This window comes from Streptomyces sp. NPDC021622, assembly GCF_040640795.1.
Classification (GTDB): Bacteria; Actinomycetota; Actinomycetes; order Streptomycetales; family Streptomycetaceae; genus Streptomyces.
Genome location: NZ_JBFACK010000010.1, coordinates 264,396 through 287,177, shown reverse-complemented (window position 1 = coordinate 287,177; position 22,782 = coordinate 264,396). Strand labels below are relative to the sequence as shown.

21 protein-coding genes are annotated in these 22,782 nt (G+C 71.6%); 2 read left to right on the top strand and 19 right to left on the bottom strand.

Annotated features, from left to right (window positions below; translation table 11 throughout):
- Nucleotides 1–16: 16 nt before the first annotated feature.
- From AB0G47_RS21900 to AB0G47_RS21885, 4 genes are all read right to left on the bottom strand, one after another.
- On the bottom strand, nt 17–601 hold the full coding sequence (locus AB0G47_RS21900) for a hypothetical protein (protein ID WP_360772324.1): 585 nt from the start codon (nt 599–601) through the stop codon (nt 17–19).
- Nucleotides 602–682: 81 nt separating this feature from the next.
- The gene (locus AB0G47_RS21895) at nt 683–2,464 is read right to left on the bottom strand and encodes a S8 family peptidase (protein ID WP_360772321.1); all 1,782 of its coding nucleotides are present in this window, start codon (nt 2,462–2,464) and stop codon (nt 683–685) included.
- 268 nt (nt 2,465–2,732) lie between these two features.
- Entirely contained in the window at nt 2,733–3,713 is a 981-nt protein-coding gene (locus AB0G47_RS21890) for a PAC2 family protein (RefSeq protein WP_360772318.1), read from the bottom strand.
- Nucleotides 3,714–3,891: 178 nt separating this feature from the next.
- Nucleotides 3,892–4,563: a FadR/GntR family transcriptional regulator gene (locus AB0G47_RS21885; protein WP_360772316.1), complete on the bottom strand. Its 672-nt coding sequence runs from the start codon at nt 4,561–4,563 to the stop codon at nt 3,892–3,894.
- A gap of 139 nt (nt 4,564–4,702) precedes the next feature.
- Here AB0G47_RS21885 and AB0G47_RS21880 point away from each other — a divergent pair, with 139 nt between their 5' ends.
- Complete coding sequence (locus AB0G47_RS21880; RefSeq protein WP_360772314.1) at nt 4,703–5,044, top strand: MarR family transcriptional regulator; 342 nt, start codon at nt 4,703–4,705, stop codon at nt 5,042–5,044.
- A 133-nt stretch (nt 5,045–5,177) separates the two neighbouring features.
- Here AB0G47_RS21880 and AB0G47_RS21875 read toward each other — a convergent pair whose 3' ends face one another.
- Genes AB0G47_RS21875 through AB0G47_RS21840 form a run of 8 tightly spaced genes read right to left on the bottom strand, consistent with a single transcriptional unit; the run spans nt 5,178 to nt 13,670 of the window.
- The gene (locus AB0G47_RS21875) at nt 5,178–5,930 is read right to left on the bottom strand and encodes a ferredoxin reductase (RefSeq protein WP_360772312.1); all 753 of its coding nucleotides are present in this window, start codon (nt 5,928–5,930) and stop codon (nt 5,178–5,180) included.
- Nucleotides 5,923–6,552: a sulfite oxidase-like oxidoreductase gene (locus AB0G47_RS21870; RefSeq protein ID WP_360772310.1), complete on the bottom strand. Its 630-nt coding sequence runs from the start codon at nt 6,550–6,552 to the stop codon at nt 5,923–5,925. Before AB0G47_RS21870 ends, AB0G47_RS21875 begins: the two co-directional genes overlap by 8 nt.
- On the bottom strand, nt 6,549–7,922 hold the full coding sequence (locus AB0G47_RS21865) for an amidohydrolase (protein WP_360772307.1): 1,374 nt from the start codon (nt 7,920–7,922) through the stop codon (nt 6,549–6,551). The genes AB0G47_RS21870 and AB0G47_RS21865 overlap by 4 nt, the downstream gene beginning before the upstream one ends.
- A 48-nt stretch (nt 7,923–7,970) precedes the next feature.
- The gene (locus tag AB0G47_RS21860; protein ID WP_360772305.1) at nt 7,971–8,735 is read right to left on the bottom strand and encodes a purine-nucleoside phosphorylase; all 765 of its coding nucleotides are present in this window, start codon (nt 8,733–8,735) and stop codon (nt 7,971–7,973) included.
- Nucleotides 8,732–9,661 carry an ABC transporter permease gene (locus tag AB0G47_RS21855; protein ID WP_360772302.1) on the bottom strand — a complete coding sequence of 310 codons (930 nt, stop codon included), beginning with the start codon at nt 9,659–9,661 and terminating at the stop codon, nt 8,732–8,734. Before AB0G47_RS21855 ends, AB0G47_RS21860 begins: the two co-directional genes overlap by 4 nt.
- Nucleotides 9,658–10,755, bottom strand: a complete 1,098-nt coding sequence (locus tag AB0G47_RS21850; RefSeq protein ID WP_360772300.1) for an ABC transporter permease — start codon at nt 10,753–10,755, stop codon at nt 9,658–9,660. Before AB0G47_RS21850 ends, AB0G47_RS21855 begins: the two co-directional genes overlap by 4 nt.
- Nucleotide 10,756: 1 nt before the next feature.
- A complete protein-coding gene (locus AB0G47_RS21845) occupies nt 10,757–12,640 on the bottom strand; it encodes an ABC transporter ATP-binding protein (protein WP_360772297.1) in 1,884 nt (627 codons plus the stop codon).
- Nucleotides 12,624–13,670 (bottom strand): BMP family ABC transporter substrate-binding protein, encoded by a 1,047-nt coding sequence (locus tag AB0G47_RS21840; protein ID WP_360772295.1) that lies wholly within the window; start codon nt 13,668–13,670, stop codon nt 12,624–12,626. The genes AB0G47_RS21845 and AB0G47_RS21840 overlap by 17 nt, the downstream gene beginning before the upstream one ends.
- A gap of 350 nt (nt 13,671–14,020) precedes the next feature.
- Here AB0G47_RS21840 and mtnA point away from each other — a divergent pair, with 350 nt between their 5' ends.
- Nucleotides 14,021–15,082, top strand: a complete 1,062-nt coding sequence (gene mtnA, locus AB0G47_RS21835; protein ID WP_360772293.1) for an S-methyl-5-thioribose-1-phosphate isomerase — start codon at nt 14,021–14,023, stop codon at nt 15,080–15,082.
- 150 nt (nt 15,083–15,232) lie between these two features.
- On the opposite strand, the gene mtnB is transcribed toward mtnA, so the two are convergent.
- The 7 genes from mtnB to glpK form a co-directional block, all read right to left on the bottom strand.
- Nucleotides 15,233–15,838, bottom strand: coding sequence for a methylthioribulose 1-phosphate dehydratase (gene mtnB, locus AB0G47_RS21830; RefSeq protein ID WP_360772290.1), 606 nt, complete (start codon nt 15,836–15,838; stop codon nt 15,233–15,235).
- Nucleotides 15,835–16,593 carry an acireductone synthase gene (gene mtnC, locus AB0G47_RS21825; protein WP_360772287.1) on the bottom strand — a complete coding sequence of 253 codons (759 nt, stop codon included), beginning with the start codon at nt 16,591–16,593 and terminating at the stop codon, nt 15,835–15,837. The genes mtnB and mtnC overlap by 4 nt, the downstream gene beginning before the upstream one ends.
- Nucleotides 16,590–17,174 (bottom strand): cupin, encoded by a 585-nt coding sequence (locus AB0G47_RS21820; protein ID WP_360772285.1) that lies wholly within the window; start codon nt 17,172–17,174, stop codon nt 16,590–16,592. The genes mtnC and AB0G47_RS21820 overlap by 4 nt, the downstream gene beginning before the upstream one ends.
- 58 nt (nt 17,175–17,232) lie before the next feature.
- On the bottom strand, nt 17,233–18,297 hold the full coding sequence (locus AB0G47_RS21815) for an LLM class flavin-dependent oxidoreductase (RefSeq protein WP_360772280.1): 1,065 nt from the start codon (nt 18,295–18,297) through the stop codon (nt 17,233–17,235).
- 33 nt (nt 18,298–18,330) lie between these two features.
- The gene (locus AB0G47_RS21810; RefSeq protein WP_360772278.1) at nt 18,331–19,455 is read right to left on the bottom strand and encodes an LLM class flavin-dependent oxidoreductase; all 1,125 of its coding nucleotides are present in this window, start codon (nt 19,453–19,455) and stop codon (nt 18,331–18,333) included.
- A 117-nt stretch (nt 19,456–19,572) separates the two neighbouring features.
- Nucleotides 19,573–21,195, bottom strand: coding sequence for a glycerol-3-phosphate dehydrogenase/oxidase (locus AB0G47_RS21805; protein ID WP_360772275.1), 1,623 nt, complete (start codon nt 21,193–21,195; stop codon nt 19,573–19,575).
- A gap of 13 nt (nt 21,196–21,208) precedes the next feature.
- Nucleotides 21,209–22,753 (bottom strand): glycerol kinase GlpK, encoded by a 1,545-nt coding sequence (gene glpK / locus AB0G47_RS21800; protein ID WP_360772272.1) that lies wholly within the window; start codon nt 22,751–22,753, stop codon nt 21,209–21,211.
- Nucleotides 22,754–22,782: the final 29 nt, after the last annotated feature.

Genomic DNA, 22,782 nt, shown 5'->3' with positions numbered 1-22,782 from the left:
GTGGCGGTGGTGACCGTCACTTCGTGACCACGATGGCCAGCAGGTAGCCCGGGTTGTTGGTGTCGTAGTAGCCGATCACCGGCTGCCCGAAGGCGAACGCCTCCTGGACCTCGTCGTGGGTCTGCGGGTTGGGGTTGATGAACGCCCGCCAGGCGCCGTCGACGTGCAGGTAAAGGACCGATGCCTGGCCGGGCAGCGGCTGGACGACGTCCCAGAACGTCGTCGCGATGTTGGACGCGAGCGCCTGCGTCGTGATCTGGGGGGCCTGCGCCTGCGGGACCTGCTCCTGGCCGAACTGCTGGAGCAGCTGCTGGAACGGCTGCTGCTGGCCGAGCTGCTGCAGCTGCTGGCGCAGCTGCGGCGGGACCTGCTGCATGCCCTGCTGTCCCTGCATGCCCTGTTGCCCCTGCATGCCCTGCATGCCCTGCTGGCCGAACGGCTGCTGCTGACCGAACGGCTGCTGGCCCTGCTGCTGGCCGAACTGCTGCGGCGGGGCCGTGCTGGGGCCCTGCTGCTGGCCCTGCTGGGAGCCGTACTGCTGCTGAGGTCCGTACTGCTGGCCTTGCTGCTGCATGGGACTCATTTGCGGGGTGGTGCTCATGCGGGTGCCACCTTCCCTCAATGGTTGTGGTGCTTCAGCAATGCGCGTGCTGCTTTGGTGCCCGTGACGGCGCGTCGTGCGTCAGCCCGTGACGACCAGACCGACGACCTCGTCGTCCGAGAACCAGACCCGTACGTCGGGATGTCCCCCCGCGAAGGCGGCGTGCACCGCCTGGCGGATGTCCGGGGACGGGTCGTTGAGGTTGCGCCACTCCCCGGCGACGAACAGCCGGAGCCGTGGCGGGAGTTCGGGCGGATAGGGCAACAGCTCGTCCCAGTAGCGCTCGGCACGTCCGGAGCCCACCGCGGAGGGCAGCAGGTTCGTGACCGCCGCCTTGATGTCGGGCCGGTTGCCGATCCGCTGGGACGCGGGGCGCCCCGGTGCGTCCTGCTGCGGAGAGCCCGTCGACCTGAGCATCGCCCGCGCCCGGTCCGGGGTCATCAGCTGCTGGCCCGCGGCCTTCAGCATGCCCTGCAGACAGGCCAGGGCGCCGACGACGATCGGCGATGCGGACGAGGTGCCGGAGAACGTGTCCGTGTACCAGGCGATCTCGTCGGCGCCGCCCTGGAGGTCCCCGGGCCGGTCCCAGAAGCCGCCGGTCGTGGTGGTCTCGCGGCCCCAGCCCTGGGCGTCCACGCGGGCCCCGTAGTTGGAGAACGCGAGGCGCGAGCGGTCCGGGCCGTGGTCGCGGCCGTGCGTGCCGGGCGGCGGTGCGCCCGCGCCGACCAGGACGGCGCCCGAAGGCCGGTTGGACGGGTTGAAGGGGTTGCGCCACCACTCGGGGAATTCGTCGGGCCTGCGCTCGTACACCGCGTCGTCCAGGGACTCGGCGCCGTTGCCGGCCGCGCCGACGACGATGACGCCCTTCGCGGTGGCGTACCGGATCGCCGCGTAGTCGTCCGGCCACCACTCCAGGGCGATGTAGCCCTTCTGGTCGTCGCGCGGCTCGAAGTCGAACCGCGGTCCCGGGCGGTGCAGTTCGATGAGGATGATGTCGCCGGGGGACAGGCGCTCCGCCGCCGCGTGGATCGTGGCCGCGGTGCCGAGCGGCTGGAAGGAGGCGGCCGCGGTCACCGACTCCGGCGCGATGCCGGAGATGCCCACGTAGTTGCGGTCGCCGCCGATCACGCCGATCACCGCCGTGCCGTGGTTGCGCCAGGCGATGTCCTGGAGGGGGGTCCCGATGACCACCCCGGCGAGCTTGGACGTGAGGTCCTCGTGCCCGAGCTGCCAGGCGCCCTCGATGTCGATCACCGTCACGCCCTCGCCCGAACCGCCGAGCCGCTGCCAGGCCCAGAGCGCGTCGACGCCCTCGGGGGCCGGGCGCAGATAGCCCTGGCGGCCGGTGAAGTCGGGGGTGACGGGGGCGCCTTCCTTGCGCCGCCCGGAGTCGCCCTCCGGGGACAGCTCCTGGCGCTGCGGCGGTGGCTGCGGCCTGCCCGTCGCGCCGAGCGAGGCGGGGACGGCACCGGGCTTGACGTACGCCGTGTCGATCCCGGGCAGCGCCGCCATCCGCGAGCGCAGCTCCTGGGCGCGGCTCTCGCCGCCGCGGACCCGGTAGAAGAGCGCCAGATCCGGTACGTCGTCGCCGCCGTCACCGTCCCGCTGCATGGCGGACCGCAGTCGGTCCTCGTTGCCGAACAGCGGCTCCAGGGCGAGCTGTTCATCGCTGAGGAACATGTTCAGGGCCGACACATCGGAGCCCGCCGCCGAGCGGATGCCCTGCGTACCGGCCCGCAGCCGGGCCTCGGGCCGTGCGACGACGATCAGCTCCTGCTCGGCCGGCCGGTAGGTGAATCCCGCTCCGTCGGGCCCAGGGCCACTGGCTCCCGGGCCTCCCGCGGGCTCTGCCTGGTCGGTCATCGCTTCACCGCTCCCTTCGGTACTCGGGGTCCTGCGGGTGCCGTGCTGCGCGCTGTGGCCGCGCCTTCGGGGCACACCTTGCTACCGCCCGGCGCGCTCGTCCACCCCCCATTGCCCCAACTGAGTTTGAAATCAAGGTGACCGGGGAAGCCCGTGCAATTCGTCCGGAAGGCGATGTCACGGTGCGATCCGGCCAAGTTCGGGGCAACGCGACGGGGCGGCATCCTTCAGGATGCCGCCCCGCGCTCGTTCAGTCCTCGTGTCCTCGTCAGTCCTCGGAGGAATCAGAGGGTCCGGATTCCTCGCCGGTGCCGCTGCCGCTGCTGCCGGCGCCGCCGCTGTCCTCGTCCGTCCCCGGCCGCTGCTGAGGCTTCGGCGGCCGGGTGCGCTCACCCGGCGTCGGACCCCCGCCGTCGCGCCGCCGCAGATAGCGCTCGAACTCGCGGGCGATGGCCTCGCCGGACGCCTCCGGCAGCTCGGCCGTGTCCCTGGCCTCCTCGAGCGACTGGACGTACTCGGCGACCTCGCTGTCCTCGGCCGCGAGCTGGTCCACGCCCACCTGCCAGGCGCGGGCGTCCTCGGCGAGGTCGCCCAGCGGGATCCGCAGGTCGATGAGGTCCTCCAGGCGGTTCAGGAGCGCGAGCGTGGCCTTCGGGTTCGGCGGCTGCGATACGTAGTGCGGCACCGCGGCCCAGAGGCTGACCGCCGGGACGCCCGCGTGCGTGCACGCCTCCTGGAGGATGCCGACGATGCCCGTCGGGCCCTCGTACTTCGTCTCCTCCAGGTCCATGGTCCGCGCCAGGTCCGGGTCGGAGGTGACGCCGCTGACCGGCACCGGGCGGGTGTGCGGGGTGTCGCCGAGCAGCGCGCCCATGATCACCACCAGCTCCACGCCCAGCTCGTGGGCGAAGCCCAGGATCTCGTTGCAGAACGAACGCCAGCGCATCGACGGCTCGATCCCGCGCACCAGGACGAGGTCGCGCGGCTTGTCGCCGCCCACGCGGATCACCGAGAGCCGGGTCGTCGGCCAGGTGATCTTGCGGACGCCGCCCTCCAGGAAGACCGTGGGGCGGTTGACCTGGAAGTCGTAGTAGTCCTCGGCGTCCAGCGCCGCGAAGACCTCGCCCTTCCACTCCTTGTCGAGATGCGCGACCGCTGTGGAGGCGGCGTCGCCGGCGTCGTTCCAGCCCTCGAACGCGGCCACCATGACCGGGTCGACCAGCTCGGGTACCCCCTCGAGCTCGATCACCCAGGCCTCCTTCCGACGTCCTTTACGTACGCCCCAACCTTACGGCGTCCGCCGGGGCCCTCCGCAGCCCCCTTATGGCCGCTCGGTGACCGGATCACTGCCCCGCCGGAGGGCCGCGCACTCCCTCGGCGCCATGTGCTTTGCCATGTGCTTTACAGCGTCGAGGCGCAGTGCCGGGTCACAGCGTCGAGCGCAGCCACTGCTCGACGCTCGCGATGTGTACCGTCGCCCACGACCTGGCCGCCTCCGCGTCGCGGTCCCGCAGTGCGGTGAGGATCGCCCGGTGCTCGTGCAGGGTGCGGCTGACGGCGTCCTCCTGGGTGAGGCCGCGCCAGATGCGGGCCCGGGTGGTGGGCCCGGAGAGACCGTCGAGGAGCGAACAGAGCACCGAGTTGCCGGACGACTGCACGATGCCGCGGTGGAACTCCAGGTCGCAGGCGACCAGTTCCTCCACCGAAGGGGCCGCGCCGAGGGCATCCAACTGGGAGGTAAGTACGTCCAGTTCGGCCTCGGTGATGTGAGCGCTCGCCATGGCCGTGGCCGCCGGCTCCAGGATGCGGCGCACCGCGAGGAACTCCAGGACCGTGTCGTCGCGGTGGAAGTCGACGACGAAGCTCAGTGCTTCGAGGAGCAGTTGAGGATCCAGGCTGGTGACATAGGTGCCGTCGCCCTGTCGTACGTCGAGGATGCGGATCAGGGAGAGTGCGCGCACCGCCTCGCGCAGTGAGTTGCGCGAAAGGCCCAGGTCGGCGGCGAGTTCACTCTCCTTGGGCAGCCGGTCGCCGGGGCGCAGCGCGCCGGAGACGATCATGCCCTTGATCTTTTCGATGGCTTCGTCGGTGACAGCCATGGGGACCTCGCCTCACAAGACAGAAGACATCCGATGTATTCGGATGATTATGGCGTGTCCCAGGGTTCTTGCGCACGTGGGTCAGGCGAATACGTACATCTCTCAGGGCTAAGATTTCCGTACGGATCGGTCCGAACGGATGTTTCCGTACGGGGCCAGAGAGCGGCCCGAGCTCGACACCTCGCCCCTGGAGGTGCTCGCCCGGCTGCACCGCACCTTCCTGCCCTACAACACCAGGCTCACCACCGCGATCGAGCGGCACGGCCTCGCGGTCGCCGGATTCGACGTACTGACCGCGCTGCGCAGGGCCGGGGCGCCCTACCGGCTCACCGCAGGGCAGCTCGCGGACTCCGGGCTGGTCTCGTCGGCCGGGGTGACGCTGCGCATCGACCGTCTGGAGAAGGACGGCCTGGCCCGTCTGATGTCCAAGCTGGAGCGGTCGATCACGGACTCCGACGGACCTCACGAAGCAGAGGCCTGAGCCTCCGCCTCCGCGCGGTACATCCGGCGCAGCCGCACCGGACGGGATGCGCTGCAGGGCAATGGGGAAGGGGGTCCCCCTGCTCATTAAGAGCTTGGGGGAGGGCGGGAATGATCCGCCGCGAAGCGGCGGTCTAGCCGAACCGCTCGATCCGGACCCGGTCCACCGGCTGGCCCGCGGCCACCAGCAGGCGCGACGCATGCTCCGCGAAACCGTTCGAGCCGCAGATGTACGCCTCCCAGCCGCCATCGGGCAGCGAGGACGAGGAAAGCAGCGGGGCCAGGTGCCGCGCTGCCAGGCGGCCCTCCGTACCCGTGAGGATCACCCGCGTCTCGTCCCCGTACTCATCCGCGTAGATGAGATCCGCCGGCGTACGGGCGGAGACCAGGAGCCGCAGCGGGACGCTCGGCCCCGCCTTCCGCCAGTGCCGCAGCATCGACATCAGGGGGACCACCCCAGAGCCTGCCCCCAGGAGCAGTGCCGGCCGGTCTCCGGGCCAGGCGAAGAAGCCGGACAGCGGGCCCCGCACCTCGACGGTGTCGCCGACGCGGGCCACCGTGTGGAGGTGCCCGGACACCTCGCCGCCCGGCACATGGTCCAGGGTCAGTTCGATCTCGCCGGACGCCTCCGCGTCCCCAGGAGCGGACGCGATCGAGTAGTGGCGCTGGGCGACATAGCCGTCCGGAGCCGTCAGGCGCAGCATCAGGTGCTGGCCCGGCAGATGTCCCTGCCAGTCGGGCACCTTGAGACGGAACGTCGAAGCGGCGGGCGTCTCCCGGCGGATCTCGACGACCGTCGCCCGCTGCCAGACGGCCGCCGCGCGATTGCTCACCGCGATCCTGCCGGGCACGGCGAACCGCGTAGGGGGTACGAAGGTGTCAGTCACCGGAGTAGCGCTCCTCCCGCCAGGGATTGCCCCGGTGGTGATAGCCGTTCTGTTCCCAGAAGCCCGGCTCGTCGTGGTCGAGGAGCCGCAGCCCCGCGATCCACTTCGCGCTCTTCCAGAAGTAGAGGTGCGGGACGATCAGGCGGGCGGGCCCGCCGTGCTCGGGCGGCAGGGGACCGACCCCGTACTCCCAGACGATCCAGGCCCTGCCCTCCGTGACGTCGGACAGGGGGAGGTTCGTGGTGTAGCCGGTGTGCGAGTACGCGACGACGTGCGTGGCCTCGGGGCGCGGCCCCGCGGCGGCCAGGAACGCGTCGAGGCTCACCCCGCCGAAGCGCACCCCGAACTTGGACCAGCTGGTCACGCAGTGGATGTCCCCGCGGTACTCGGACGCGGGCAGCGCGTGCGCCTCGTCCCACGTCCAGGTGCGGGGCGCCGCGACGAGGCCGTCGACGCGGAACGTCCAGTCGTCGGGCGTCAGCTCGGGCGTCACCTCGGCGGACAGGACGGGCCAGCCGTCGGCCGCGTCGTACTGGCCGGGCGGCAGCCGCGGATCGCGGTCGGCGGCACGGGCGCGGCCGGTGAAGCCGCGGGTGGGCTCGAAGGCCGTTTCGGAGGTCATACGGTGCTTGCCACTTCGGAGGTGCTGATCGGTGCGGTGGATGCCGCCGCGTCCCGCAGGGCGCCGAGCGCTTGCTGTTCGTCCACGGTTTCCAGCGTACGGTCGCGCATCAGGACCCGGCCGTCGACGACCGTGTCGCGGACGTCGCAGGACGCGGCGCTGTACGCCAGCATCGACCACGGGTCGTGCCGGGGCGTGAGGTGCGGCCGCGAGAGGTCCAGGACGATCAGGTCCGCTCGCTTGCCCGGTTCGAGCGAGCCGAGCTGGTCGGCGAGGCCCAGCGCCCGCGCCGACTCGATGGTCGCCATGCGGACCGCCTGCTCGGCGCCGACCGCCGTCGGGTCGCCGCCCGCCTTGTGCACCAGCGCCGCGAGGTTCACCGCGCCGAGCAGGTCGAGGGTGTTGGAGCTCACCGCGCCGTCCGTGCCGAGGCCCACCGTGACGCCCGCTTCGAGGAGGTCGGGGACGCGGGCTATGCCGCAGCCCAGCTTCAGGTTCGACACCGGGCAGTGCGCTACCGCCGTGCCGGTGCGGGCGATGGCCGCGATCTCCGCGTCCGTGAGGTCGACGGCGTGGGCGAGCAGCGTGTCGGGGCCGAGCACGCCGAGCGATTCGAGCAGCTCCACGGGGCGCATGCCGTGCTGCTCGACGACGGTTGCCACCTCGCCCGCGTTCTCGGCGGCGTGGATGTGAAGGAGGGCCCCGTGCTCACGGGCGAGCGCTGTGATCGCCGTCAGCTGCTCGGGCACCAGGGTGTACACGGAGTGCGCGAAGAGCACCGGGCGTGTGCCCGGCGCCGGGGTGCGGGCGGCGAGGTCGGCCGCCGCCCAGCCGAGCCGGTCGGCGTAGGCGCGGCCGTCCGGCGGGCCCGGCACGTCCATGAACGTGGGTCCGGTGAGCAGCCGCCACCCGGCGTCGCGGGCCACCGCCTCGGCCGCCTCGTGGAACCAGTACATGTCGAGCGCGGCGGTGACCCCGGCGCGTACGGACTCGGCGATCGCGCCGAGCATCCCCGCCGTGACCGTCTCGGGCGAGAGCCGCTCCGCCTCGGCCGGGATCACCCGGGCCAGAAAGCCCTGCAGCGTGACGTCGTCGGCGATGCCGCGGAACAGCGTCATCGCCAGGTGCGTGTGCGTGTTGATGAGGCCGGGAAGGACGAGACAGCCCTGGGCGTCCAGCTCGTCGGCCGCCTCGTACGTGGCCCGCAGCCGCTCCGCAGGGCCGACCTCGATGATCTTCCCGTCGCGGACGGCGACCGCGCCGTCCGTCACGACGGTGCCCGACGGGTCGACGGTGAGTACGTCGCCGCCGTGGACCAGGAGATCGACGGAGCCGCCCCGGTCCTGGGCCGGCAGGTCAGTGGGGTGCATCGGTTCCGTTCTCCGTGGTCTTCGTCGGCCTGGGGGCGGGGGCGCGGCTCAGTGGTCGGCGCCGGCCAGCAGGCGCAGCGCGTCCAAGGTTATCCGGGCGCCCCGGTCGACTCCCTCGGCGACCACGTTGCGGTGCGGGTTGTAGCCGCCGGTGGCCTCCTCGTCGACCAGCTCGTCGGCGTTGGCGCCGTCCACGACGAGCGCGCCGCCGGCGACCAGGCCGTGCGTGGCGGCGAAGACGAGCAGCGCCGAGAGCTCCATCTCGATGGCGGCGATCCCGGCCGCCGCGTACGCCTCGCCGGGCAGCGGCAGGAAGCCCGGCTGGAACGCGGCCCGCGTCCACACCACGCCCCGGTGGTACGGCGCGTCGGCCGCCCGCGCGGCGCGCTGGAGCGCGATGACCGCCTCCGGGGTCGAGAACGCCGGGTACTCGGCGGGGATCAGCTGCCCCGTCACGCCGTCGTCGCGCACCGCCGCGTCGGCGATGACCAGGTCGCCGTCGCCGATGCCGGGGCGGATCGCGCCCGCCGTGCCGAGCCTCAGGATGGTGGTGACGCCCGCCTCGGCCAGCTCCTGGAAGAGGAGGATCGCCCCCGGCGCGCCGACGCCGTGCGATGCGACCACGACGGGCGTGCCCTGCCAGGTGCCGGTGAAGGTGCGGTACTCGCGGTGGTACGACACCTCCTTCGCGTCGGCGAGGAGGTCGGCGACGGCCGCCGCGCGGGCCGGGTCGCCGACGACGACCGCGCTGGTGGGCAGGCCGGTGCGGGGGACGCGGGTGATGGGCAGTGTGTCGCCGGGCGACGTCGTCATGCGGGTTCTCCTACCGGGGATACGGGAGATGCCGGGGATGGCGGGGATGCCGGGGACTTGCGGCGGCGCCTGCGCGCCGTGGACAGGAAGAGGGCGACCAGCGTCACCACGTACGGAGCCGCGTCGGTCGCCTGCTGCGGCATGCCGAGCCCCTGCAGCCGGAAGCCGACGGCCTCCGCGATGCCGAAGAGCAGCCCCGCGAGCAGCACGCCAAGGGGCAGCGCGCGGCCCAGCATCACGGCCACCACGGCGATCCAGCCACGGCCCGCCGTCATGTTCTCGGAGAACAACGTGACGTTGCCCAGGGCGAGTTGAGCGCCCGCGAGCCCGCACAGGACCCCGGACGTCAGGACGGCCGCGTACTGGTACTTCGCCGGACCGACGCCCAGCGTCGCCGCGGCGTCGGGCGCCTCGCCGACGCCGCGAAGCCGCAGGCCCCAGGGGTGGCGGGCGAGGAACACCGCCGCCACGGCGACGGCGGCCCACGACAGATACACGAGGGCGGAGTGCCCGGACAGGACGGGACCGACGAACGGGATGCCGATGCCGCCGAGCCCCGCCAACTCCGGGTCGGAGAAGGTGCCTTGCACGCCGAAGACCGTACGCAACAGGAATCCGGTGAGCCCGACCGCGAGGAGGTTCAGCGCGACGCCGAGGACGACGGCGTCGCCGCGCAGACTGATCGTCCCGACGGCCAGGATCATCGAGTACGCCGCCGAAGCGAGGGCGGCGAACAAGACACCCAGCCAGGCGCTTCCGGTGAACCAGCTGCCCGCGACGCCGCTGAAGCAGCCGACCAGCATCATGCCTTCGAGGCCGATGTTGAAGACGCCGGCCCGCTCACAGATCGCGCCGCCGAGCGCGGCGAGCAGGATCGGGGTGAGCGCGAGCAGCGCGGAGTGGAACAGGGCGGAGTCGACGCTCATCGCACGCTCACTTCCTTCGCGTCCTGCGGGTCGGTGGGCTTCTTCCTGGCGCGCCGCCACGTCAGATTCAGCCGGGCGGCGAGGAAGACGATGACGACGGCCTGCAGGACCTGGGTCAGCTCGCGCGGCACCTCCGTGGTCCGCTCCATGGCGAGCCCGCCCACTTCGAGCGCGGCGAAGAACAGCGCGGCGAGCGCGGTCCCGATGGGCGCGGCGGCGGCGAGCAGGGCGGCGGTGAGGCCGGTCCAGGTGTGCCCGGCGGCGGTGAGCGACCCGTCGATGAAGCGGTACGGGAAGCTGAGCACGCCGATCGCGCCGACCAGGCCCGCGACGGCGCCGGACAGCGCCATCAGACGCAGCGTCAGCTTGGGCCGGTCGACCCCGGCGTACGCGGCGAAACGCGGATTGAGTCCCGTCATGCGGATCTCGTATCCGGCGGCGGTACGGGCGTCCGCGAAGAGGTACACGGCGGCGGCGACCGCCACGAGCACAAGGCCCACGGTGACGGTCGAAGCCCCGAAGGCGGGCAGCTCCACCCCGTCCGGCAGCCGCCGGGTCTGCGGCAGGCTCGACCCCTCCTCCTTGAGCGGGAAGCGCGCGAGATAGGAGGCGAAGGACATGGCCGGATACCCGAGCAGCAGACTGCTGACCAACAGCGGTACGCCGAACCGGTTCTGGCACACCGCGGCGAGCGCGGCGTACGCGCCGCCGGCCGCCATCCCCGCGAGCAGCGCGGCGACGACGGTGAGCGGCGCGGGCAGCGGCGAGTAGAGCCCCGTGGCGGCGGCCGCGATCCCACCGAGCACCAACTGCCCGTCCCCGCCGAGGTTCAGCAGCCCGGCCCGCATCGGAATGGCGAGGGCGACGGCGAGCCCGATGATGCTGGTTCCGGTGGTCAGCGTGGCCCCGATCCCGTCGGGCCCGAGCGCCCCACTGACGACGGAGCCGTACGCCCCGATGGGATCGGCCCCGGTCCCGATCAGGAAGAGCGCGCCGACGAGAACGGCGGCGACGACGGAGTGCAGAGCGGGCGCACGAAGCACACGCACGCCGAACGCCCCCAAGCTGCCGGGGGACTGCGTCTCGACGGCCATGTCAGGGGGCCTCCTTCACGGGGGCGGTGTCGTCACTCTCGCGCGGAGCGGGGACGACGGAGGGACCGCCATCGGGCCGACTGCCGTGGGAGGCAGCGGCATCGGCACTGCCCGCCGTCGCGGGCCCGAGTGCCCGCTCGTCCGCGGAGGGCGCCGTCTCCGCCGCGGTGTCGCCCGCCACATCGGTCGGTGCCGCGGCGCCGGAGCCGTCCGCCGGGCCCGCCGTGGGGTGCGCGTCGGCCCCGCTTGCCTTCTTGAGCCCGAGTGCCTGTGTGTCCGATGCGGTGCGCGCGGAAGGTGCTGCCTTCGGCCGGTCGTTGCCCGGCTGGCCCGCTGCCGTCGCGGCGTCGGAGCTGTCCCTCGAGCCCGCCGCGGCGCTCGCGTCGGCCCCGCCCGCCATCGCAAGACCGAGCGTCTGCTCGTCCGCCTCGTCGCGGGCGTACTCCGCTGCCACCCGGCCCTCGTACATCACCAGGACGCGGTCCGAGAGGCCGCGGATCTCGCTGAGTTCGGCGGAGACCAGGAGGATCGCGTGGCCCGCGTCGCGGTGGGCGATCAGTTGGTCGTGGATGGTCTGGATGGCGCCGATGTCGACGCCTCGGGTGGGCTGTTCGACGATCAACAGGGGGGATTCATGGGCCAGTTCGCGGCCGATGACCAGTTTTTGGAGGTTGCCGCCGGACAGTGAGCCCGCCGTGTGCCGGGACGACGCCGCCTTGATGCCGAAGCGGTCGATCAGGACGCGGGCGTGTTCGCGGAGCCAGGAGGGGCGGAGCAGGCCGTGGCCCCGGTGGTGGCCCATGGCCAGGTTGTCGGCGATCGTCGCGGCCGGTGCCGTGCCGACCGCCGTGCGGTCCTCGGGGACGTACGCCAGACCCGCCGCACGGCGGCCCGCGGCCGTCGCCTCGGTGATGTCCTGCCCGGAGAGGGTGACGTGACCGGCGGTGAGCGGACGCAGGCCCGCGACCGCCTCGGCCAGTTCGGACTGGCCGTTGCCCGCCACGCCCGCGACGCCGACGATCTCCCCGGCGCGCACGGTGAGCGAGACGTCGTGGACGGCGTCCGTGCTCAGGCCCGTCACGGTCAAGACCTGACCGCCCGGTGTGCCCGATGGGTGCACCCGGTCCAGTTCGACCGCGCGGCCCGTCATCGCCGCCGCGATCCCGTCCGCCGTGGTGTCAGAGGTGCGCATCCGTGCGGCCACCCGGCCGTCCCGCAGGACCGTCACCGCGTCGCTGCCCTCCATCACCTCACGCAGCTTGTGGGTGACCAGGAGGACCGTGCGGCCGTCGTCCGCGAGGGAGCGGAGAACCGCGAAGAGCGCGTCGGCCTCCGCCGGAGTCAGCACCGCCGTCGGCTCGTCGAGGATGAGCGTACGGGCGCCCCGGTAAAGGAGTTTGAGGATCTCGACGCGCTGACGCACACCCACCGGCAGGTCCCCGACCTTCGCCGCCGGATCCACCGCGAGCCCGTGCTCCTTCGCGAGCGCACCCACACGCCGCACCGCCTCCGCCCGGTCCGTCAGACCGAAGCGGCGCGGCTCGGCGGCGTACACCACGTTCTCCGCGACCGTGAAGGAAGGGAAGAGCTTGAAGCTCTGGTGCACCATGCCGAGCCCGGCGGCGATCGCCTCGCTCGGACTGGCGAACGTCACCTCGCGCCCGTCGAGCAGGATCTGCCCGGCGTCCGGCCGCCGGAGGCCGTAGAGCACCGACATCAGCGTCGACTTGCCCGCGCCGTTCTCGCCCATCAGGGCGTGGATCTCACCGCGCGCGACGGTCAGATCCACCCGGTCGTTGGCGAGTGTGCCGGGGAACTCCTTGGTGATCCCGCGGAGTTCGACGGCGGGCGTACCGGCCGTGACGGACTCAGGCCGCGGGGTCATTGACCTTCAGCTTCCCGGCGACGATGTCGTCCCGCAGCGACTCGACGCGCTTGAGCACGTCCTTGTGGCCGGCGATCAGGCACTTGGAGTCCGCGAGCCCCGGCTCGAGCGCCGTCAGCGACATGCCGCCTTCCTTCAGGCCGTACGACACCGTGCTGCCGCCCTTGCCCTTCAGGATCTGCGCGATGCCCTTCTCGACGGCGACATCGGTCTTCTTCAGTACGTTGTCCACGACGTTGCCGGGGCTCGTCAGGCACTGGTTGGCGTCCACGCCGTACGCCTTGAAGCCACCGGACTTCGCCGCCTGGAAGACGCCCGTGTTGCCGCCCGCCGCGGCCGCCATCACCTGGTCGGCCCCGCCCGAACCGAGCGTCGCCGCCTGATCCTTGGCGCGCGCCGCGTCATTGAACGGCGACTGCCCGCCCACGAACAGCGTGCGCGACGTGGCCTTCGGCCGGACCTTCTTCGCACCGGCCGCGAACGGCTCGCTGTAGCGCCGGAACTGCGGGGTGTCGAGGACGTCGACGGCGCCCACCTTCTTGCTCTTGGTGAGCAGACCCGCCTCCGCGCCCGCGAGATACACCGCCTCGTGCTCCCGGAAGACCGCGCACGTGACGTTCTTGTACGTCTTCTTCGTGCAAGCGTCGACCAGCAGGAACTGCTGCTTGGGGTGCGCCTCGGCCTGCTGCGCCGCGATGTCCGAGAACTCGAAGCCGACCAGCGCGATGACGTCGGGCGCGGAGTCCACGGCCGACTGCACGTTCTGCTGCCGCGAGGACGTGTCGCTGCTCTGGAAGACCTTCGGCGTCCCGGCGCCCTGCGCCTTCGCGGCCGACTTCACACCGGAGACGGCCAGTTTGAGGAACTCGTTCTGGGCCACGGGGTCCGGCGTGACGAGCGTGAACGCCTTGGCGCCCTTGTCGCCGTCGGAGCCGCCCTTGTCGGCGGCGGCGTTGCAGCCGGAGGCGAGGAGGACGGCGCCGAAGGTGGCGGCGGCGATCCGGAGGGATATGCGCGTGGAGAGGGACATAGGGGAGCGCCTTCTCGAAGGTGCCTGGGAGCCCAGGCGGCGGCGGGGAGCGGACGGTGCGGAGCAGTGTCGCTCAGCGGCGACAGGAGCGACAGCAACGACAGCGGCACATGCGCCGGGCGTCGCAGGACACGGCGGGGCAGCGCATGACGTCCGTGCCGTAGATGGCGTCGTACATGGCTGTCCTCCTCGCACCGTGGGTCGATCCGTCCTGGGTGGCGGTGAGGGTAACACCGGATTTCGGACAGCCGCACGAACGTCTCGAAATATGGTTCGAGCCCGTCGGGTACGGTGACGGCACCCCTCCTCCCAAGGCCCTAATCGCCCCTGTTTCTTCGGAGTTGACCACCATGACCAGCCAGGATCTGCGCGCCGTCACGTGGACGGCGGCCGCGGAGGGCGGCGCTGTCCCGTCCCTCTCGCTCATCGACCAGACCGCGCTGCCGCACGCCCTGAACCGCCTCGACGTCACCACCGTCGACCAGTTGATCGACGCCATCGTGCGGCTCGTGGTGCGCGGCGCGCCCGCGATCGGCGCGGCCGGTGGTTACGGCGTCGCGCTCGCCATGGCGCAGGGCGAACGCGAGGGCTGGGACCGGGCGCGCCTTGACGCGGAGGTGGCCCGCGTGCGCGCGGCACGACCCACTGCCGTGAACCTGATGGTCTGCGTGGACCGGGTCGCCCCGCTCATCGACGCGGGTCTGCCGGCGGTGCTCGCCGAGGCGGACGCGATCGTGCGGGAGGACCTGGAGGCGAACCACGCGATGGGCGCGTTCGGCGCCGACTGGCTCCTCAAGCGCGTCCCCGCGGCCGCGGACCGCCCGCTGCGGATCCTCACCCACTGCAACACGGGCGCGCTCGCCACGGCGGGCTGGGGCACGGCGCTCGGCGTCATACGCGAACTCCACGGCCGTGGCCGCCTGGAGACCGTGTACGCCGATGAGACCCGCCCCCTGCTGCAGGGCGCGCGGCTCACCGCGTGGGAGCTGGTGCAGGAGGGGATACCCCACTTCGTGCAGGCGGACGGCGCCGCGGCGGGGACGATCCTGCGGGGTGAGGTGGACGCGGCGATCGTCGGGGCGGACCGGATCGCGGCGAACGGCGACACGGCCAACAAGGTCGGCACGGTGGGGATCGCGCTGGCGTGCGCGCACGCGGGGATCCCGTTCGTGGTGGCCGCGCCGACGACGACGGTCGATCTCGCCACGGCGACGGGTTCGGACATCCACATCGAACTGCGGGGCGAGGACGAGGTGTTGGAGTGGGCGGGCGTCCGCACGGCACCGGTCGGCTCGCGCGGCCACAACCCCGCGTTCGACGTGACGCCGGGTTCGCTGGTGACGGGGCTGGTGACGGAGCGGGGTGTGCTGGAGGTTTCGGCGGGCGAGTTGCCGGTGGGCGGGCTGGGCTAAGGGCGCTTTCCTTTCCCCAACCCCGCCTCGGACCCCGCTCTAGACCGCCGCTTCGCGGCGGATCTTTCCCACCCGCCCACCCGATTGCCCGGCAGTCGCCATCTTTATCAGCCCGTCCGGAGGGGCGGGGTTGGGGAAGGCCCCGCAGGGCTACCCCCGGGTCAGCTCCAGCTCCAGGAGCCACTCCACGACCTCCGTACGGTGCCGCGCCTCGCGAGGATCCGCACCCCAGACGTAGATCCCGTGCCCGGCCACCACCACCGCCGGCATCCCCGGCGAAAGCGCCGCCTCCAGCCGATCGCCCAGCACCGCCATGTCCTGACTGTTGGCGATCACCGGCAGCGTCACCTCGACCTCGTGCGTCCCGTGCCCGAGCCCCTTCAGCATCTCCAGGTCACGGAACACCACACCCTCCGGCTTCCGTTGCCCCATGGCCACCGACGCCACCGTGTGGACATGGACGACCGCCCCCGCCCCGGTGAGCCGCGCAACCCGCGCATGCAGCGCGGCCTCCGCCGACGGCCGCCCCGGCCCCAGCGCGGCGCCCGACGCGTCCGTCAACACCACGTCCGCAGACGTGAGTTCACCCTTGTCCCGCCCGCTCGCCGTGACGGCAAGCTGCAGCGGCGTACGCGAGAGGACCACGGACAGGTTCCCTGACGTACCCCGCATCCACCCGAACGAGGCGAACCGCGCCGCCTCGGCGGCCAGGACGGCGCCCGCCTCCTCCAGGTCCAGCGCAGTGGTCCCGCTCATGCCGTGCCCCTCGAAGTCGAAGTCGAAGCCGAAGCCGAAGCCGAAAGATTGATCTCGTCGAAGGCGAACGCCTCCGGATGCCCGCCGACCCCGGCGGCGAAACAGGGCTCCCCGGCCCGCCGGACGCCCACCGTCAGCCACCCGGCCTCCCGCGCCGCGTCCAGCTCACCGGGCCGGTCGGAGAGGAACAGCGTGCGATCCGCACGCACCCCCACCGCCGCCGAAATGGCCCGGTAGGAGTCCGCCTCCTGCTTGGGCCCCGCGTTCTCGGTGTCGTAGAAGCCACTCACGAGCTCCATCAACGACCCCTCGGGCGAGTACGTGAACCACGCGCGCTGCGCCGCCACCGACCCGGACGAGTAGACGTAAAGACGCACTCCGTGCGCCGCCCACCCCCGCAGCACCCCGATCACCTCGGGGTAGAAGTGCGAGACCAGCTCGCCGCGCGCGAACCCCTCCGCCCAGAGGATCCCCTGCAGGGTCTTCAGGGGTGTCGCCTTGCGGTCCTCGTCCACCCAGCCGTGCAGGATCTTCTCGATCCGTCCCGCATCGGCGTCCGGCTCGCCGGCCAACTCCCGTACCTGCGCGACGGCCCGCGCCACCTCCGGCTCATCGCCCCGCGAGGCCAGCAGCGTCCCGAACCGTTCACGCGCGTACGGATAGAGCACGTCCACCACGAACCCCGTGGCGCTCGTGGTGCCCTCGATGTCGAGCACCACGGCATCCACGGAGCCCGCGCTGAAAGAGACACTCACGCGGCGTACCCCGCGTGAATCGTGTCGAAGTCCGGGAAGCGGTCGGCGATCGGGCTGCCGGTGAACGTGCCGATCCAGCCGTCCTCCTCGTGGAAGAAGCGGATCGCCGTGAACGCGGGGGACGTGCCCATGTCGAACCAGTGCGTGGTGCCGCGCGGAACGCCGAGCAGGTCGCCCTTCTCGCAGTAGACCGCGTGCACTTCGCCGCCGACGTGGAGGTAGAAGATCCCGGCGCCCGCGACGAAGAACCGGACCTCGTCATCGTCGTCGTGCGTGTGCTCGGCGAGGAACTTCTGCCGGGCCGCCTTCGCCTTCTCGGGCCAGGCGGGGTCGTCGCTGGGGTGCAGTGCCACCACGTCGACCGTCTGGAAGCCCTCTTCGGCGTTGAGCTTGTCGATCTCCGTGCGGTACGCGGCGAAGACCGTGTCGCTGTCCGTGTCGGCGGGCACGTCCTCGCGCACCGGCCACTGCTCGTAGCGCACGCCGACGGGGGCGAGCGCGGCGGCGATCTCGGCCGGGTCAGTTGTGCGGCGTATGACGGTCTCGGGGCCGGACTCGGCCCATGTCGTCAGGAGAGTCATTGATCACTCCAGGGCAGGTCAGGGATGTCTTCGGATCGTAGCTCCCGGTGTCTGCCCGTCACACGGCGTCCCACAGCGTGGACGGCGCGGCCCTGCGCACCGCCGGCGCGATCTCCTCGGCGAAGCGCTGGAGCGTCTCGATCTGTTCGGCCCGCTCGAGGCCGAACCCGTCCACGGTGATGGACTGCAGGTCATGGCCGTACACCTCGTGGTAGCCGAGGATCTTGTCGATGATCTGCTGCGGGGAGCCGATCAGCTGGGGCCCGTCCGCGATCGCGTCCTCGATGGTGCGGAAGGGCGTGTTGTAGCCCGCCTTGCCCTCCAGGTGTGGCCTGAAAGACTGCCGCACCTTCGCCTCGTACAGCTCGCGGTAGCGCGCGACTGCCTGTTCCGCCGAGTCCGCGACGAGCAGACCGCCGGAGCCCGCCGCCACATGGGCGCGGGCCGGATCATGTCCGTACGCCTCGAACCGCTCGCGGTAGTGCGCGATCAGCTTCGCGTACGCGGCGCGCGGCTGGACGGCGTTGGCGGTGAAGAGCGGGTCCCCATGTCGGGCCGCCAGATCGGGGGAGTTGAGGGACGTCGCCGAGCCGTGCCAGACCCTCGGCACTCCCGCGTACGGGCGCGGCACCGTCGTCACGTTCTTCAGGGCGGGCCTGAACTCGCCCTCCCAGTCGACGTTCTCCTCGCTCCACAGCCGCCGGAGGAGCTCGTACTTCTCCTTCTGCAGATCCCACTGCCGCTCCTCGTCGAGCCCGAAGAGGTCGAAGTGCCCAGCCTCCGCGCCCTTGCCGATGACCAACTCGATGCGCCCGCGGGAGATCTGATCGAGCGTCGCGTAGTCCTCGGCGACCCGCACGGGGTCGAGGATCGCGACGACGGTGACTCCGGTGAGCAGCTTGATGCGCGTGGTCCGCGCCGCCAGCGCGCCGAGCACGACCGTCGGGCTCGACGACAGGAAGGCTCCCGCGTGCCGCTCGCCGACGGCGTATGCGTCATAGCCGAGCTCCTCCGCGGCCACACCGACCTCGATCACATCGGCCAACCGGTCGGCAGAGGAAGGGAGTTGGCCGGTCAGCGGGTGCGGGGCATGACCGATGATCGACAGTACCTGGAACTTCATGACGTCTCTTCCTTGTCTCGGGCCTGCTTGCTCTCAGGCCCGCTTGAACCAGGCCTGGGCGAGCAGCTCGTACGAACGCAGCCGGTCCGCGTGGTCGTGCGTGATGGTGGTGATCAGCAACTCGTCTGCTCCGGTGGCCCGTTGCAGCACGTCGAGCTGCTCCGTCACCGTCTCGGGCGCGCCCACGAACTGGGTGTCGACGCGGTCGGCCACCAACTCCCGGTCCTCGTCCGTCCATTGATGGCGGGCGGCTTCCTCGGGAGTGGGGAACTCGATCGCGCCCTCGGCGCTGCGGATGGACCGCACCCACGGCGCGTATCCGGCCGCGAGCCGCCGCGCTGTCTCGTCGTCCGGCGCGACGACGACATCGGCGGACACCGCCACATACGGCTCGGACAGCACGGCGGAGGGCCGGAACGCCGCACGGTAGGCCTCCACGGCCTCCACCACCGTGCCCGGACTGACGTGGTAGTTCGCCCCGAAGGGCAGCCCCCGCGCCCCCGCGACCTCGGCGCTCTCCCCGGCACTGCTGCCCAGGATCCATACGTCGACGTCGGCGCCGTCACCCGGCGTCGCGTGCGCCTCGACGCCGTCCTCGTCGCGGTAGGTCCCGGCGAGGAGCGCGAGGATGTCGTCGATCTGCGCGTCGTACGCCGGGGTCTGCGCGCCCGGCTGCTGGAGCAGGCTCAACTGCAGCCGGAAGCGCGGCGATCGAAGGAGTCGGGCGAAGCCCGTGAACTTGGGCGGCAGATAGAGGCCCTCGTCCGTGAAGGTGCCCCCGCGCTCGGCTGCGGGCGCCACCGGGGGAGTGCCGCGCGGCCGCCCCGACCGCCCCACGCCCAGGTCGATCCGCCCCGGATGCAGCGCGTCCAGGATCCCGAACTGCTCCACGACCGACAGCGGCGTCTGATGCCCGAGCAGCACCGCGCCCGAACCCACCCGGATCTCCCGCGTCGCCTGCGCGACGGCCTGGATCACCAGGGCGGGCGCGGAACCGGCGACGCCCGGATTGAGATGGTGCTCCGCAAGCCAGTAGCGGCGGTAGCCGAACTCCTCGGCGGCGCGGGCCAGTTCGACGGTGTTGCGCAACGCCGTCGGGGCATCGGAGCCGGAGCTGATGGGGACCAGGTCAAGGACTGCGAGAGGAACCGGAGGCATCCTCCAACTCTCCCCGCGGCGTATTGCACGCGTATGTACGCGGTATGGCAGCGCGGCCGGGTACGCCGAAGGGGCGGCCCCCCAGAGGGAGCCGCCCCTTCGACGATCGACCAGTGCCTACTTCTTGTCGAGCACGTCCTGGACCTTGGCGCGGACGTCGTCCGACGCGAGGCCACGGATCGTCAGGGTCGTGCGGCGGCGAAGGACGTCGTCCGCCGTCTCGGCCCACTCGTGGTCACGGGCGTAGACGACCTGCGCCCAGATCTCCGGCGCGTCCGGCGAGATCCGCTCGGCGAGCGCCGGGTCCTCGTTCGCCAGGCGGGCGATGTCGAAGGAGAGCGAGCCGTAGTGCGTCGCCAGGTGCTTGGCGGTGTCGGCGGCCATCCGCGGTCCTGGCGCGGGGCCGTCGACAAGGAGGCGGTGCGCGACCGCGCGCGGGTTGGCGATGCCGGGCAGCGGAAGCCGCTTCTGCAGCTGCGAGATCGGCTCGTAGTCGTCGCCGAGCGGGTGGCCCGGCAGCGACTCCAGCTTCTTCATCACCGTACGGCCGATGTGGCGGAAGGTCGTCCACTTGCCGCCCGCGACGGAGAGCATGCCGCCCGCGCCCTCGGTGACGACCGTCTCGCGCTTGGCCTTCGAGGTGTCGCCGGGGCCGCCGGGCAGGACCCGCAGACCCGCGAAGGAGTACGTGATCAGGTCACGGGACAGCTGCTGGTCGCGGATGGAGAACGCGGCCTCGTCCAGTATCTGCGCGGTGTCGGCCTCGGTGACCTTGACGTCGGCCGGGTCGCCCTCGAACTCCTCGTCGGTGGTGCCGAGCAGGAGCATGTCCTCCCAGGGGAGGGCGAAGGTGATGCGGTACTTGTCGATCGGGGTCGCGAGCGCGGCCTTCCAGGGGGCGGTGCGCTTGAGGACCAGGTGCGCGCCCTTGGAGAGGCGGATGGAGGGCGCCGCGTCCGGGTTCTCCATCTTGCGCAGGTGGTCGACCCACGGACCGGTCGCGTTGAGCACGAGCCGCGCGTTGACGCCGAACTCGTCGCCGCTCATACGGTCCTTGAGCTCTGCGCCGGTGACCCGGCCCTTGGTGAAGCGCAGGCCCGTGACCTCGGCGTGGTTGAGGACGGAGGCACCGGCCTCGACGGCCGCGCGGACCGTCATCAGGGCCATGCGGGAGTCGTTCATCTGGTCGTCGCCGTACACGGCAACGGCCTTCAGGTTGTCCGTGCGCAGCTCCGGCACGTCCTGCGCGGCCTTGGAGGGGCTGAGCAGGTGGCCGACGCCGTCACCGAACGCGGACAGCGCGCTGTACGCGAAGACGCCCGCGCCCAGCTTGGCCGCGCCGTGCGGGCCGCCCTTGTAGACGGGCAGGTAGAAGGTGAGCGGGTTCGCCAGGTGGGGGGCCACCTGACGGGACACCGCGCGACGCTCGAAGTGGTTCTCCGCGACCAGCTTCACCGCGCCGGTCTGCAGGTAGCGCAGACCGCCGTGGAGCAGCTTGGAGGAGGCGGAGGAGGTGGCGCCGGCGAAGTCACCGGCGTCCACCAGGGCCACCCGCAGTCCCGACTGCGCGGCATGCCAGGCGGTGGAGATGCCCAGGATCCCGCCGCCGATCACCAGGAGGTCGTACGTCGCCTTGGAAAGCTGCTCCCGGGTCTCGGCGCGGCTCGCCACTCCAAAGGAAGCGCGCGAACCGGCAGCCGGATGCGTCCCGAGGGCGGGGACGCTCTGCAGGGTGGTCATGACTTACTCCTCGTCAGCTTTCGTCGTCCTCGAGCCAGCCCATGGTCCGCTCGACGGCCTTGAGCCAGCTCTTGTACTCACGGTCGCGGGTGTCCGCGTCCATGCGGGGGGTCCACTCCGCCGCCCGGCGCCAGTTGGCGCGCAGCTCGTCGGTCGAGGACCAGAAGCCGACGGCGAGACCGGCGGCATAGGCGGCACCGAGGCAGGTGGTCTCGGCGACCATCGGGCGCACCACGGGGGCGTCCAGGAAGTCCGAGAGCGTCTGCATCAGCAGGTTGTTGGAGGTCATGCCGCCGTCGACCTTGAGGGCCGTGAGCTCGACGCCGGAGTCCTTCGTCATGGCGTCGGTGATCTCACGGGTCTGCCAGGCCGTGGCCTCCAGGACGGCGCGCGCGATGTGCGCCTTGGTGACGTACCGGGTCAGACCGGCGATCACACCGCGGGCGTCGGAGCGCCAGTACGGGGCGAACAGGCCGGAGAAGGCCGGTACGAAGTAGGCACCGCCGTTGTCCTCGACCGACGACGCGAGCGTCTCGATCTCGGCGGCGGAGTTGATCAGGCCCATCTGGTCGCGCATCCACTGCACCAGCGAGCCGGTGACGGCGATGGAACCCTCGAGCGCGTAGACCGGCTTCTGGTCGCCGATCTGGTAGCCGACCGTGGTCAGCAGGCCCGAGTAGGAGTTGATGGCCGTCTCACCGGTGTTCATCAGCATGAAGGTGCCGGTGCCGTACGTGGACTTGGCCTCGCCCTGGGCGAAACAGGTCTGGCCGAAGAGGGCCGCCTGCTGGTCGCCGAGCGCGGAGGCGACGGGGATGCCGCCGAGGACGTCGCCGAGGGTGCCGCCGGTAACCTCGCCGTAGACCTCGGCGGAGGAGCGGATCTCGGGGAGCATCGCGAGCGGCACGCCGATGGACTCGGCGATCTTCTCGTCCCACTGCATGGTGTGCAGGTTCATCAGCATGGTGCGCGAGGCGTTGGTGACGTCGGTGACGTGCCGGCCGCCGTTGACACCGCCCGTCAGGTTCCAGATGACCCAGGAGTCCATGGTCCCGAAGAGGATGTCGCCGGCCTCGGCGCGCTCGCGCAGGCCCTCGACGTTGTCGAGCAGCCAGCGGGCCTTCGGCCCGGCGAAGTAGCTGGCCAGCGGCAGGCCCGTCTCACGGCGGAAACGGTCCTGGCCGACGTTGCGGCCGAGCTCCTTGCACAGGGCGTCGGTGCGGGTGTCCTGCCAGACGATGGCGTTGTGCACCGGCTCGCCGGTGTTCTTGTCCCAGAGCAGCGTGGTCTCACGCTGGTTGGTGATGCCGATCGCCTTGATGTCGTCGCGGGTGATCTCGGCCTTGGCGATGGCGCTCGCGACGACCTCCTGGACGTTGGTCCAGATCTCGGCGGCGTCGTGCTCGACCCAGCCCGGCTTCGGGAAGATCTGCTCGTGCTCCTTCTGGTCGACCGAGACGATCCGGCCGTCCTTGTCGAAGACGATGCAGCGGCTGGACGTGGTGCCCTGGTCGATGGCCGCGATGAAGGGGCCTGCGGTGTGTGCGTCGGTGGTCACGGTGTGCTCCAGAGTTCTTGCTCGGCGGT

What these genes read in the sequence shown, in the direction of transcription:
- AB0G47_RS21900 (WP_360772324.1), bottom strand. Translation starts at nt 601, where the DNA reads ATGAGCACCACCCCGCAAATGAGTCCCATGCAGCAGCAAGGCCAGCAG.
- AB0G47_RS21850 (WP_360772300.1), bottom strand. Translation starts at nt 10,755, where the DNA reads ATGGCCGTCGAGACGCAGTCCCCCGGCAGCTTGGGGGCGTTCGGCGTG.
- AB0G47_RS21845 (WP_360772297.1), bottom strand. Translation starts at nt 12,640, where the DNA reads ATGACCCCGCGGCCTGAGTCCGTCACGGCCGGTACGCCCGCCGTCGAA.
- AB0G47_RS21885 (WP_360772316.1), bottom strand. Translation starts at nt 4,563, where the DNA reads ATGGCTGTCACCGACGAAGCCATCGAAAAGATCAAGGGCATGATCGTC.
- mtnB (WP_360772290.1), bottom strand. Translation starts at nt 15,838, where the DNA reads ATGAGCGGGACCACTGCGCTGGACCTGGAGGAGGCGGGCGCCGTCCTG.
- AB0G47_RS21820 (WP_360772285.1), bottom strand. Translation starts at nt 17,174, where the DNA reads ATGACTCTCCTGACGACATGGGCCGAGTCCGGCCCCGAGACCGTCATA.
- AB0G47_RS21860 (WP_360772305.1), bottom strand. Translation starts at nt 8,735, where the DNA reads ATGACGACGTCGCCCGGCGACACACTGCCCATCACCCGCGTCCCCCGC.
- AB0G47_RS21815 (WP_360772280.1), bottom strand. Translation starts at nt 18,297, where the DNA reads ATGAAGTTCCAGGTACTGTCGATCATCGGTCATGCCCCGCACCCGCTG.
- AB0G47_RS21895 (WP_360772321.1), bottom strand. Translation starts at nt 2,464, where the DNA reads ATGACCGACCAGGCAGAGCCCGCGGGAGGCCCGGGAGCCAGTGGCCCT.
- AB0G47_RS21840 (WP_360772295.1), bottom strand. Translation starts at nt 13,670, where the DNA reads ATGTCCCTCTCCACGCGCATATCCCTCCGGATCGCCGCCGCCACCTTC.
- AB0G47_RS21865 (WP_360772307.1), bottom strand. Translation starts at nt 7,922, where the DNA reads ATGCACCCCACTGACCTGCCGGCCCAGGACCGGGGCGGCTCCGTCGAT.
- AB0G47_RS21810 (WP_360772278.1), bottom strand. Translation starts at nt 19,455, where the DNA reads ATGCCTCCGGTTCCTCTCGCAGTCCTTGACCTGGTCCCCATCAGCTCC.
- mtnA (WP_360772293.1), top strand. Translation starts at nt 14,021, where the DNA reads ATGACCAGCCAGGATCTGCGCGCCGTCACGTGGACGGCGGCCGCGGAG.
- AB0G47_RS21805 (WP_360772275.1), bottom strand. Translation starts at nt 21,195, where the DNA reads ATGACCACCCTGCAGAGCGTCCCCGCCCTCGGGACGCATCCGGCTGCC.
- AB0G47_RS21855 (WP_360772302.1), bottom strand. Translation starts at nt 9,661, where the DNA reads ATGAGCGTCGACTCCGCCCTGTTCCACTCCGCGCTGCTCGCGCTCACC.
- AB0G47_RS21870 (WP_360772310.1), bottom strand. Translation starts at nt 6,552, where the DNA reads ATGACCTCCGAAACGGCCTTCGAGCCCACCCGCGGCTTCACCGGCCGC.
- AB0G47_RS21880 (WP_360772314.1), top strand. Translation starts at nt 4,703, where the DNA reads ATGTTTCCGTACGGGGCCAGAGAGCGGCCCGAGCTCGACACCTCGCCC.